The organism is Belnapia sp. (genome assembly GCF_059504005.1).
This window is the reverse complement of record NZ_JCACHU010000009.1, coordinates 1-11,783: the sequence shown is the minus strand read 5'-3', so window position 1 is coordinate 11,783 and position 11,783 is coordinate 1. Positions and strand designations below refer to the sequence as shown.

Here is an 11,783-nt window from a genome sequence, read left to right as displayed (position 1 = left end):
CAGGGAGAGCAGTGCACCTTCACAAGGCACACATACGAACACCGTCGAACGCGCCATCAGACCGGTCGTCCTGAGCCGCAAGAACGCACTATTCGCGTCGGGGGATGACGGCGGCCGCCGCTGGGCCGACATCGCCTCTCTCGTGGAAACCTGCAAACTCAATGGCGTCAATCCGCAGGTCTACTTGACCGACCTGCTGACCCGGCTCGTCAATGGCTGGCCGCAAAACCGCATCGACGAGCTCATGCCCTGGCACTGGGCCACCGCAAAAGCTGACTGAGCGTCAAGCCGGCCATCCAAGGGTCCCGAAGCCACGCTTACGAAAAAACGCCGCGGCGATCGGGGGGACGGCGAGGACGCATGATCAGCACCCCAGATCGCCAGAATGCCATGGCGCTGATCGACCAGGCCACCGCGGCCGGTGCGCGTCGCGCCCAGGCCTGCGCAGAACCCGGGATCGACGAGCGCACCTGCCGGCGTTGGCGGGCCAGGGACGGCGCGCCCGGAGATCGCCGTCCGATGACACCTCGGCCAGCACCGGGTAACAAGCTGTCGGAGAAGGAGCGCTGGGCTGTGCTGGACACCTGCAACAGCCCGGCCTTCAAGAGCCTGCCGCCCAGCCAGGTCGTGCCCTGGCTCGCCGATGCGGGCCGCTATCTCGCCTCGGAAGCCAGCTTGTACCGCATCCTGCGCGCCGAAGGGCGCAGCACCATCGCGGCCGGGCCAGGCCGTCAGCGCGCCGCCAACCAGCCACCGCGCCCGCAGCCCCTGCGAGGTCTGGAGCTGGGACATCCCCTGGATGCCCGCCCCGATCCGGGCCGGGTTCTTCTAGCTGTACCTCATCCTCGACATCTACAGATGGGGTGGACGGCCCCCAACGGCATCAATGTGCCAAGATGCGGTCGTCACAACCCGCGTAAGGGAGCCGTCCGCCATGAGCGTTAGCATGATCGGGCTCGACACCGCGAAGTCCTTCTTTCAGCTCCAGGGAGTTGACGCGATGGGTAAGGTCCAGCTCAAGCGCAAGCTGCGGCGCGACGAGCTTATTCCCTTCTCGAGCAGCAGCCTCGCTGCGCCGTGGTGATGGAGGCCTGCGGTGCGGCCCATCACTGGGCCCGTGTCCTGAGCGGTCTCGGCTACGAAGTGAAGCTGATTGCGTCCGAGGCAGTCAAGCCGTTCGTCAAGCGGGGCAAGAAGAACGACGCGGCTGACGCGGCGGCGATCTGCACCGCCGCGTCCAGAGCTGAGGCGAAGTTCGTCGCGGTGAAGAGCTTGGAGCAGCAGGGTGTCCTTGCCCTGCATTCGGTTCGGTCCCTGCTGGTCAAACAGCAAACCATGCTGTCCAATGCCATGCGCGGGCTGGCGACTGAGTTCGGCTTGGTTGTACCGAAGGGTATGGACAAGCTGAAAGAGCTCATGAGGCTGGTGCAGGAGGACAAGAGCATTCCGGCGCAAGCACGCGAGGTGCTGGCTGAACTGCGTGAGCACTATTGCGCGGCGACTGAGCGGATTGAGGATCTGGAGCGGCGGATTGTCGCACACGCCCGGCAAGACGACGCGGCTCGGCGCCTGGCTACAATCCCTGGCATTGGGCCGATCACTGCCTCGCTGCTGGCGGCAACGGTCGGAGACACTATCGGGGCCTTCCCGAGCGCACGCCATTTCGCGGCCTGGCTGGGGTTGGTTCCGCGCCAGCATCGGAGCGGCGGCAAGGCCCATCTTGGCCGGATCACCAAGTCGGGCAATCGGCAGATCCGGACCTTGCTGGTGCTCGGTGCCACCTCGATGGTGTACCGCGCTGAGCAGTGGAGGAGCGCGGCAGGCGCGTGGGTGCGAGGGCTGCTGGAGCGGCGCTCCGTTCGGCATGTGACGGTGGCCCTGGCCAACAAGATGGCGCGCATCGCCTGGGCGGTGATGGCGCGCAAGGAGGTCTACTGTGCGAAGGGCGGTGTTGCGCCGGGTGCGACAGCGACGGCGTGATGTGCGAGCGCGCACGGTAGGCGGCGGGCGCAAGCCCAGTCGGCCCGGCAGCAAGCGCTGAAAATCGTGATGGGGAGGACTGCAGGTCAAGCAGTTTTAGGCAATGCCGTTTAGCGGCTGTGTGCTTCGAGCACGCTTTACAGATTGGCGCCTAACACGCACGCGCACACCCATGATGGCCAGCAGCAGATGCTGCGAAGTAGGTCGAACATAAGGGCGCAGCTGACCGGACCTTCCACGCGTACCAGTGACAAACGTCAGCGGGGTCGAGTTCATCCCAAATGGAGGTAGCCAGAGAGGGGAAGCCTGCAAGCACTGCATCGGATCACAAGTGCCTCGCAACACGAACCAAGGCTGGAGATCACCGGCGGCTAGCGCCAGCAGCTGAACTCCGCTGCGGGTAGGCGGCCTGCCTGCGCTCTCCCCTTAATGGTCGCTCCGGCAGGCCGCCTACCCAAAGCTTCACCATTATCGGTCGGGACGCCGTCGCTGATCAGCTGATGGTCGTGATCTGATGGTCCGCCACGTTGGAACCCCTGTGCCGTTAGCGTGAGGGGGAGGGAAAAGCGTTGCACTCTTTGGCCGTCCACATAAGCCGCAAGATCGTCGGCTGGGAGGTCCACGAGCGCGAAGCGGCCGAACTGGCCAGCGATGTCGTGCGCCGTGCCGTTTGGGCCGAGGGCTGCCTCACCCAGCTGCTTGTCCTGCATGCCGACAACGGCAGCCCGATGAAGGGTGCCACCATGAAGGCCACCCTCGAGCGGCTCGGCGTCACCGCCTCCTCCAGCCGGCCGCGGGTGGCGGACGACAATCCTTTCTCTGAAGCCCTGTTCCGAACCTGCAAGTACAGGCCGGACTGGCCAAGGTCGGGGTTCGCCAGCAGGGAAGACGCGCAACGCTGGGTCGCCGGGTTCGTGGCTTGGTACAACGACGAGCACCGCCATAGTGCGATCTGGTTCGTCACACCCAATGCCCGACACACCGGCCAGGACCGCGCACTCCTTGCCCGTCGCACCCAGCTCTATACCGAAGCTCGCGCCGCCAACCCGGGGCGCTGGTCAGGTCAGATCCGAAACTGGTCGCCGATCGGCGATGTCTGCCTCAACCCCGAGCGCCACACCAGCGACCGCGACATCAGAGACGCAGCCTAATCGGCACCGGACAACTTCGTTGACAATCACCGACCGCAGCTAACCTGCACGACAGCATGATGCTAGAGGAGGTCGTCGATGCCGTACCGCGAATCCGGCAATCCCAGGGCAGGCCCCGACAGCGACCCGGCAAGTTGCACGCCGACAAGACCTACGATCACCGCCGCTGCCGCCGGGCCCTGACCCGCCGTCGCATCCAGCCGCGGATTGCACGCCGTGGCATCGACAGCAGCGCCAGGTTGGGGCGGCCTCGGTTGGTCGTGGAGCGCACCTTGGCCTGGTTCAGCCAGTTTCGGCGGCTGGCGATCCGCTAAGAACGGCGTGCCGACATCCATACCGCCTTCCTCACCCCCGCCTCCGCCATTATCGCTTGGCGCTTCGTCCAACGATGGTGCTGTTAGGCACTCTAAAATATTGGTTCAGCATCTGAGGTAAGAAATGGCCATGCCAAGTCCTTGTCAGAGATGGCCGTGATGGGTCGTGGCCATGAGATGCCGAGTAGCGGATCGTCGTAACGTAGACCGCCTTCCGACTGCGGTGCATAAGGCGCTGACACCAGATACGATACCTCTGTATCGTCAACGAGTGTTTGGAAGGAGTGCGCGAAGCCTGCCGGAACGTAAAGTTGTCTACGGTTCGCTGCGGTAAGCTCGAATGCTTCATGGTGGCGATAGGTGGGTGAGCCGGAACGCAGGTCGACAATCACGTCCAAGATAGCGCCTCGAATGCACCGGACCAACTTTGCTTCCGTATACGGGGCATGTTGGAAATGCAGACCTCGAAGAGTTCCTGCTTGGCTTGACGTTGACATGTTCTGTTGGACAAAATTGTGTGCGATGCCATGCGCAGCAAACTCATCAATGCACATGGTACGAGCGAAACTTCCTCGATCGTCGCCTCTGGGCTCAATCTCGATCAACCACGCATCCTGCAAAGTGGTCTTGAGAAATATCATGCTGCGGCTCCAACGTTGGGATTCGGCGCTTGCATCGCAAAGCAAGCCTCCTGCTCTGCATACAACTGATCGACGACGCGACCGGCAGGGATCTCAACATCCGCAAAAGTCAGGACAGCGTCCTTGGCTACATGTCGTACAATCCGGCAGCCCAACGCAATGCCAAGTGGCAGCAGGCCCTCGCGCGCTATGACCTCGCTGTTCTCGGCGACGCCATAAGCATGATACCCACCAAACTCGGTGATGACATCGCCAGGCGCGAGGTCGATCTTTGCAACGGCAACTACGCCAACTTCCGGCTTGCCTAGCGGCGCAAGGACGGCATCGCGGAAAAGTGCCGCTCGAGCAATCGACGTCGGCACCTCGAAGTGGCAGAGGTGGTACGGTGTGTAGAAGCAAAAGTAGGGGCCTGAGCCGAGTTTGTAGAGATTCAAAAAATGCTGCTGCCTTGGATCATTATGGGTGCCGAGGACGAAGACGCCAGGTCCGGGCCGGGCGCCAACGACGTAGTCGACGAGGCCTGGGCCACCAGCTGTTAAGCGCTCAGAAAATGCCGCAACGGCCTCTTCAAGGGGAACCAAAGGCGCGTAGGGATCACCGCCTGAGAAATCCGGGCCAATCATACCACGCCGCGCGACCTTGAAGCCTGTACCGTTTGCTACCACTGCTTGCTCATAGGCAATTTTGGTACCGTCAGCAAAGGAAGCCACCATTGCGGGCTTTTGTCCCCAGCGTTCCGCGAAAGGCTTTTGGGTCGTCGGGTTGCGGTAAGGGTCGTGTAATCCTTTAATGTTGCCGCAGAGCACAGGCGTCACGCCGATCCCGCGCACAAACCGAAAAAGGTTCATTTGCACGCCTGGTTGATCGCCGTCCGAAAAGCTGTAGACGACACCAGCCGCATCGGCACGCTGCTTCAGGATCGGACCGACAGTTCCATCCAATTCAGCATTCATCTGAACGACGTGCTTGCCGGCTGCGATGGCCGCCAGGACAACCTCGGCAGCGTAGTTGACGGAGCCGGTCACCTCGACGACGACGTCGATGCCGTCAGCGCTGGCAAGGTCCAACGGGTCCTCAACAACCGCCGGCTGACCTCGAGCAATGGCGTTGGCGACTGCAGACCGGCTGTCGCAGATGGCTGGTTCAATCCCCACATCGGTAAAAGCGGCGATCGCCTTGCTGGTGTTTCGGTTCGCTGCAGCCGCGACGCGCATACCGGGCGTCGCAGTGACGATTTGGCGGACGATGGCAGCACCTTGGAAGCCGGTCCCGACGATGCCGACCTGAATCGGTCGTCCTTCGGCTGCGCGACGCGCAAGCGCGGTGTCAACAATGATCAAGTCCGATTCCTTTCAATCAAACGTCATAAGCGAGCAGGGTTTGAAGTTTGCGTAACCAGTGTGTAGGCATCCCGCGCGCTTAACATCAGGTCGTCTTGTCCTTACGTGATAGATGTGCCGATGTGATGTGTCCGCTTGAGTCTACGATCGATACCCTCGCCGCTGTGCACTTCCCGCTGCGCGTCGGGAAATAACGCCATGGTACTCGTCATGAGGTTGGAGGATATTCAACGAAACATCATCTGAGGATGCATCTGGTTGTCCACAGCATCACGGTTCTGCGGATTGATCACTGGAGTGCTTGAGTGACCGCGGTTGCGCAGAAGGCGGTGGCCTCATTAGCGCACCTATGCGAGGCGGCTGCGCAAAGTAGGTTGCAGGCTCTGCGTGGAGAGAGGTCCTCCACCTCCGTTGAAATTCATGTTCCGACCTTCCACGCATCCAATACTGCTCCGCACCGTGCGGTGATTGGTCAGATTCTCAGCCGTCAAGCCACACCGTTGCGAAAATCTTTTATCAAAATTCGATTGTTTTCTCAATGTAGAGATGAAAACGATGTTTTTCCGCTAACTCAGAATCGTGAGCAACGTTGCGCTCCCTAAATGCGAACCCAGTAGAACATTAACCGGAATTCACCACAATCAACAAACTCGTTATCAAAGCGAGGCGTGTGGCTTCTTCTTATTTTCGGCTGAAAGTGGCTGACCTGATTTTGAGACAGCGCACTTAAGCTCGACTTTGGCCAGTTTGCTGGGCTGAGGCGGGTGAGCGGGTGATCCGAGGCGTCCTGGCCAAAGGACAACTGCCATGCCACGCCTGCCAGCCCGCTTCGCCGCGGCAGTCTCATGCTTCGCTTCGCTCTCCCAGCAACGGAGTTGGCGGTATGCCGAAGTGCTGCTGGTCGGGACCAGCCGTTGGCGTTCGAAGCAGTGCTTCGAACCCTGGCGCCAGGCCGGCGCACGATAAACAGCATTCTTCGGGTTACCGGGTTCTGCCGGGAGCGGTGGTTCGTCAGCCGCCATCGTATTCTCAACTGTACCGTCTGAAGTGAGCGGGCGGCGGCGCGGGTCCCGCTCGGCTTACTGCTGGACGCCTTCGTGCCGGTGGGGCCGGTGTTGTTGGGACGCGATGACACCATCGAGCGGCGGCGCGGCAAGCGCATCAGCGCCAAGGGGATCTACCGGGATCCGCTCCGCTCCAGCTGAAGTGGCCCGCATCAAACCGGACATGCGGCTTGGTTGGCTGACTGTTGGGCGATGAACTCAGGTGGCGACCGCATACGCAAGCCGGAGTGCGGGTGGACGGTGTTGTAGTCCTCGAACCAAGCGGGGATCTGCTGGAGGACGGAGATGGCGTCCGGCCTGGGGTTCACGCGGGCACAGTCGCGCTTGAGGGTTTTGACGAAGGCCTCGCAGAGGCCGTTGCTCTCGGGGCTGCGGACCGGCGTGAAGCACGGAACGAGGGGCAGCGCAGCCGCACAGTCCGTTGTCTCCGCGGCGGTGTAGGCCGAGCCGTTGTCGGCGAGCCACTGGACGGGCTGCGGGGCGCGGATGGCGTCGAGCCGGCGCTCGACGCAGTCGGTTGGACGCATGCGTCCAACCATGTCGCGGATCATCTCGCCGGAGATGCCGCCGCCGGAGGTGGCGACCCAGGCCGTGATCTCACGGTCATGGGTGCCGATGGCGAAGGCCACGCGGACCACCTCGCCGTTCCAGCAGGGGATCTCGAGGCCGTCCGACGCCCAGCGCTGGTTCGAGGCCGGGGCGATGACGGTACCCTCATGGGCACGGATTGGCCGCCTCCCGGTGTGGGGCTGAGGAAGCATTGAGGAGAGCCCCATCGGCCGGAAGATGCGCTTGTGATTGAGCGGAGGCTCTCCCGAGCTGCGCCTGGCCCGGTTCAGCAGGGCGGTGACGCGCCGGTAGCCATAGGTGGGCCGAGCATCGGTGCTGGCGCGGATCTCGGCCAGCACAGCCTCGTCCTCGACGCGGCGGTAGGGGCCACGTCGCGGCCGATCGGGGCGCCGGAGCTGCTCGACCAGGTTGCACCGGGCAACGCCGATGGTGCCGGCCACGGCCTTCACCGGGGTTGGGCCGCGAAGCGGACCTACCACGGTGGCGGCAACGGCAAGCGCAACGCGGGTTTTTCTAGGCGTGCCTGCTCCAGGGTGCACAGCGACAATCAGGATGGTTGGCGTATTGCCTCATCTGCAGATGCTCCCGAGCCGGAGCCCGTTGCCTCACGAGCTTGCTCCCGAGGCGCCGCTGCTGCCTCAACCTGTCATGCCCGTTGCCTCATTGGCTACACCCGTTGCCGCGACCGGCGCTCCCGTTGCCTCAACATCGCTCCCGGCCGTAGCCTCAGTTCCGGCTCCGAACACCAGCTGCCGGGCCGCATCTCCCCGCCATTGCTTCAGCCGCCGCTGCAGGGTCCGCAGCAACGTCTTCGGGTAGCTGTCCGGCATTTCCGCCTGCAAGCGTGCCAGCAACTCTCGGGCCGTCAGCCAGGGCGAGGCACAGAACCACACGTGCAACTGCGCTGTCACCTGAACCAGCGGATCCGGCCGCCGTCGTTCTCTCGTCACCTTGGGCTTTGGCTGCGCTGTCGAGCGCACCTCACCCTCACACCAAGCTGTCCGCAAGCCTTTCAGGAACTCCTCGAGCGTCGGCTGCGTCGGTGCCGCCTGCTCGCCAACGCCGGTCCGGTTGGCCATCTCCACCAGCCGCTGCTGCGCTGCCCGGATGTCACGCAGCAGCCGCACCGGATCCAAGCCGGAGGCCATTCTGCGCAGATGCGCCCTGATCTCCTCCAGGATCCGCGGATCCTCCACCAGTCGCTGATACGGCATGGCCGGGGCGTGATAACGCTTCCGCATCACTGCGCCGTCGCGCGACTTCTCGGCCAGCTTGAACGAGGGCTGGAAGAAGTTCACGAACAGCCGCACCGACCGGTACAGCTCGGCCAACGCCGCCGCAGCCTCGAGCCGACAATAGCCGACAATCCGTCGCACCACCGCACCGTTCTTCTGCTCCACATGGGCCTGGTCGTTCTTGCGGTATGGCCGGCAGCGCGTGAACGCTACCCCCCGCCGCCGCGCAGTAGTCGCGGACGGTCTCATTCAGGAAGGCCGTGTCGTTGTCCGTGTCGAAGCCAAGCAGCAGAATGGGCAGCACGCGCCGCACTTCGTTCAGTACCTCGGTGACCAGCACCTGTTCGCGCACCAGCAACGGCGCGCATTCCGTCCAACCCGACGCGATGTCGGTCAGCACTAGCGTCTGCACGTAGCTGCCCCGCGCCGTCGGCCCGCTGTGCCCAACCAGGTCGGCCTCGATGAAGCCGGGCGCCGGGTCGCCCCAGTCAGAGAAGGTCCGCACCGGCACGCTCCGCCGCAACGCCGCCGAGGGCGGCGTGCGGCGCCGCGGTGCCCCGCCCGCCGCCGTCCGCACCTCCCGCAGCAGCCGGTCGATCGTCGCTGCGGTCATCGCCAGCACGCCGGCACGTACCTCCGCCGCCAACTGCAGGTGGCCGTGCCGCTCCATCGCCTCGACCAATACCGGCAGCAACGGCCGTAACCGCTTGCCGCAAACCCGGTCGGAAGCCTCCCATAGTACGATCAGCGCCTTGCGTATGGCCGCGTCATAAACGCGGTCCCGGCGTCCTCGCCACGCCGCCGGCCCAGCCCCACTGCCCCGTAGCAGGCGCATCGCGTGCTTACGGTGGTGACCCGTCACCGCTACGAATTCGTCGAGGAGCCGGCCGCGTCCAGCCGGCTCGACCGGGCGTACCGTTCCGCAACGGCTGCCAGCAACTCGTTCCGTGTTGCCATGCTCACCCGCCTCATCTCAGCCCTGGCAGCTCAGCGCTGCTCGGGAGCATCTCAGGTGAGGCAACGGTCCCGATTCAGGAGCAAATTAGGTGAGGCAATGCGCCAACCATCCTGATCGTCGCTGTGCAGGCAGCCGAAGCCACCGAGCACCGGTTGGCACTCACGGGCAAGGTGTCGGGCGCAGCGCTGACCCTGGGCCTGGAAATGACCGACAGCATCGGCGCGCGCATTGCGCTGGAGCGCAACCTCGCACACCAGATCGCGGTGATGTACGAGCTCGGAATGACCTTGGCTGCCCGAGCGAACAGCTTCGCAATGGATGTCGAATCCTTTGCCCTCGAGCCCCGACAGCAGGTTCAGAGCATCGAGGCAGCCTGGATGGCTCGGGCTGCGGTGCGGGCCTTGGAGGCTACACAGCACGGCATGCTTACCCTGGAGAGGCTGCGGAACGGTGGCCAGCGACTCGTGACGGTCCAGTATGTGAACGTGCAGGAGGGCGGGGCGGCTGTCATTGCGGGGCGCCTGGACCGGGGGGAGGGTTGAAAGTGAGCGACCCTCTCGCGTCCCCGACGAAGCCCCGACCCGGCGCACGGACGCCCGAACGGCTTAAGCGGTGCCGCCGGGCGAGCTGGAAGCATGGTGGCCGGAGCGCTGAGGTCATTGCGGGCCAGCGGCTCCGGGGCGAAGCGAGCCGTGTCGCCGCAAGACTGCGCAGCTTAATCCAGCAGGCCGAGGCGTTGTTGAACACCCCGGTCGATTGCTGATGCCGGGCTCGCTCGCCCGCGCGAGGCCCGGGCCTTGTGGAGTATCTGCACCGCTGTCCTCTGCGGTTCTACCGCGGCACAGCCGAGGAGCCGACCGAGCACGCCCTCAAGCGCCATGAGGTCGAGGTTCAGCAGCTCACCATGGCGCTCGGCGAGACCGCTGCTGAGGTCTCGGCTTTTCGGCTGGCGGCGGAGACCGACGGTGCTGACCGGGTGGACCGGGTGGTCTTCCTGGCGCTGCGTGGTGAGGACCGAATCAAATGCTTTTGGCCGGTGCCGCTGGACCTGCCGGCCGAGGCAGCCGTGGGCACGTCCTTGCAAGCTGCGCCTGATTGCCGATAACGGCTATGCCGGGCCCGGCCAGCTCGCCAAGCCACCAGCGCCTTCACCAACCGCGCTGCCGAGGCGAAAGGCAGCAGCGGGCTTGCCGCGGCCTCAGACCTCGCTGCTCTAGCGAAGCGCCCGGCCCGCTGTCGAGGGTTGAACCCAAGCTGTAGCGCCCTCCAAAGGGGTGTCACTGGCGGGCCGGCCTTGGTGCCGGGCGGGTATGCTGTTCCAAATTCAAATTTGAATTTCCTGTACCCAGTGGTATCTCCGGGCTCAGCTAAAGTTCTTTGTTGGTTCCGGAACGGTCAGGCCTAGGGAAAAGGGGGGAGGAGGGATGCCGAGGATCCTGCGCGAGGAGCATGCGACGATCGTCCGCCGGGTCGACGTCGAGGGACACAAGGTGGCCGAGGTCGCAGCGGCCTATGGCTGCACGCCTGCCAACATCTACGCCATTCTGGCCAAGCAGCGCCGGCAGGGGGCCGGGGATGCCGGTACAGCTGCGCCACCCGCAAGCCAGGTCGAGGCAGAGGCTGGTCTCTTGCCCGTAACCGCGCCCACCACCGCGACCGACCTCTTCGGTGCGCTGCCCAAGGCAGCACTGGAGCCCACACCTCCAACCCTGCCGGTCTCTAACGCGCCTGATTCCGCAGCAGCTGAGCCGCAGGGGCCGCCACCGGCCACGCGACCCGCGTCTGAACGGCCCGGTCCACCGCCCAAGCCTTCCGCTTCCGTTCGACCAGGGCGTGGGATGGCAGCGTCGAAACCAGCGGCGCCAGCATCGCCGCGGGCGGGTAAGGCTGGGTATGCCTTGCTGATGCGGACCAGCGATGGCGAAGAGGCGGTGAATCCCTTCCGCTCGCTCGATGAGCTGCTGTCCGCGGCGAAGCTTATCCTGCGCACCGCCGCGCGTAGCCCTGAGCCGATCTGGTTCTCGATCCAGCAGGTGGACCTCGATTCCCTTGTCGACGACGCCTGAGCCCGCGCCGGAGGCGGCCTGACTGGGTTGCGGAACGGGGTAGCGGCACCCTGTCCGGGCTTTCTGGCTCGACCAAGATTGCGGCGGCCGGTTTTCTTTGGCCTCGCATCGCCGAGGGCTGTATGGCGTGGGCAGACCATCCATAGGATGGGCGTTTTGACCAAGGACGGTTTTGTTGCACTCGTTGCCGAGCAGGGTGCCATGACCAAGGCTGATGCCAGCCGCGCTATCGACGCCTTCTGCGGCGCCGTCACCGCTGCCATGGAGCGGGGCGGAAACGTCAAGCTGACCGGCTTCGGCAGTTTCGAGAGGCGGGAGCGTGGCAAGCGACAGGGGCGCAATATCCAGACTGGCGAAGCGCTGACGATCGCCGCCTCGGAAGTCGTTCGCTTTTCGGCTGGTGTTAAACTAAAGCGCAGTTCGACTTGGGTGTGGGAAACGCGCAAATCTGACGTGGGCTGACT

The 11,783-nt window shown here is 64.2% G+C and carries 9 protein-coding genes and 4 pseudogenes; 9 read left to right on the top strand and 4 right to left on the bottom strand.

Features of this window, described 5'->3' with window-relative positions:
- The 5 genes and pseudogenes from AC5JJ1_RS00865 to AC5JJ1_RS00845 all read left to right on the top strand — a co-directional run.
- A partial coding sequence (locus tag AC5JJ1_RS00865) for a transposase domain-containing protein (RefSeq protein ID WP_495783221.1) occupies window positions 1–280 on the top strand: 280 nt, incomplete at its 5' end.
- Between the two features lie 80 nt (window positions 281–360).
- Window positions 361–945, top strand: a complete 585-nt coding sequence (locus AC5JJ1_RS00860) for a transposase family protein (protein WP_495783220.1) — start codon at window positions 361–363, stop codon at window positions 943–945.
- Window positions 935–1,980, top strand: a pseudogene (locus tag AC5JJ1_RS00855) (IS110 family RNA-guided transposase). The gene AC5JJ1_RS00860 and the pseudogene AC5JJ1_RS00855 overlap by 11 nt, the downstream one beginning before the upstream one ends.
- Before the next feature lie 593 nt (window positions 1,981–2,573).
- Window positions 2,574–3,131 (top strand): annotated as a pseudogene (locus tag AC5JJ1_RS00850) (transposase); the annotation flags it as partial.
- 32 nt (window positions 3,132–3,163) lie between these two features.
- Window positions 3,164–3,532: pseudogene (locus AC5JJ1_RS00845) on the top strand (transposase); the annotation flags it as partial.
- 5 nt (window positions 3,533–3,537) lie between these two features.
- Here AC5JJ1_RS00845 and rfbC read toward each other — a convergent pair.
- The 4 genes and pseudogenes from rfbC to AC5JJ1_RS00825 all read right to left on the bottom strand — a co-directional run bounded on the left by rfbC (window position 3,538) and on the right by AC5JJ1_RS00825 (window position 9,267).
- The gene (gene rfbC / locus AC5JJ1_RS00840) at window positions 3,538–4,086 is read right to left on the bottom strand and encodes a dTDP-4-dehydrorhamnose 3,5-epimerase (RefSeq protein ID WP_495783219.1); all 549 of its coding nucleotides are present in this window, start codon (window positions 4,084–4,086) and stop codon (window positions 3,538–3,540) included.
- Window positions 4,083–5,426 carry an NAD(P)H-dependent oxidoreductase gene (locus AC5JJ1_RS00835; RefSeq protein WP_495783218.1) on the bottom strand — a complete coding sequence of 448 codons (1,344 nt, stop codon included), beginning with the start codon at window positions 5,424–5,426 and terminating at the stop codon, window positions 4,083–4,085. Before AC5JJ1_RS00835 ends, rfbC begins: the two co-directional genes overlap by 4 nt.
- A 1,216-nt stretch (window positions 5,427–6,642) precedes the next feature.
- Window positions 6,643–7,539 carry an IS3 family transposase gene (locus AC5JJ1_RS00830; RefSeq protein ID WP_495783217.1) on the bottom strand — a complete coding sequence of 299 codons (897 nt, stop codon included), beginning with the start codon at window positions 7,537–7,539 and terminating at the stop codon, window positions 6,643–6,645.
- Between the two features lie 159 nt (window positions 7,540–7,698).
- Window positions 7,699–9,267, bottom strand: a pseudogene (locus AC5JJ1_RS00825) (ISNCY family transposase).
- 108 nt (window positions 9,268–9,375) lie between these two features.
- Between AC5JJ1_RS00825 and AC5JJ1_RS00820 the strand changes: the two are divergent.
- From AC5JJ1_RS00820 to AC5JJ1_RS00805, 4 genes are all read left to right on the top strand, one after another.
- Window positions 9,376–9,795, top strand: coding sequence for a hypothetical protein (locus tag AC5JJ1_RS00820; protein WP_495783216.1), 420 nt, complete (start codon window positions 9,376–9,378; stop codon window positions 9,793–9,795).
- A gap of 257 nt (window positions 9,796–10,052) precedes the next feature.
- Window positions 10,053–10,358, top strand: coding sequence for a hypothetical protein (locus tag AC5JJ1_RS00815; protein ID WP_495783215.1), 306 nt, complete (start codon window positions 10,053–10,055; stop codon window positions 10,356–10,358).
- A gap of 319 nt (window positions 10,359–10,677) precedes the next feature.
- A complete protein-coding gene (locus AC5JJ1_RS00810; protein ID WP_495783214.1) occupies window positions 10,678–11,319 on the top strand; it encodes a hypothetical protein in 642 nt (213 codons plus the stop codon).
- A 147-nt stretch (window positions 11,320–11,466) separates the two neighbouring features.
- On the top strand, window positions 11,467–11,781 hold the full coding sequence (locus AC5JJ1_RS00805; RefSeq protein WP_495783213.1) for an HU family DNA-binding protein: 315 nt from the start codon (window positions 11,467–11,469) through the stop codon (window positions 11,779–11,781).
- Window positions 11,782–11,783: the final 2 nt, after the last annotated feature.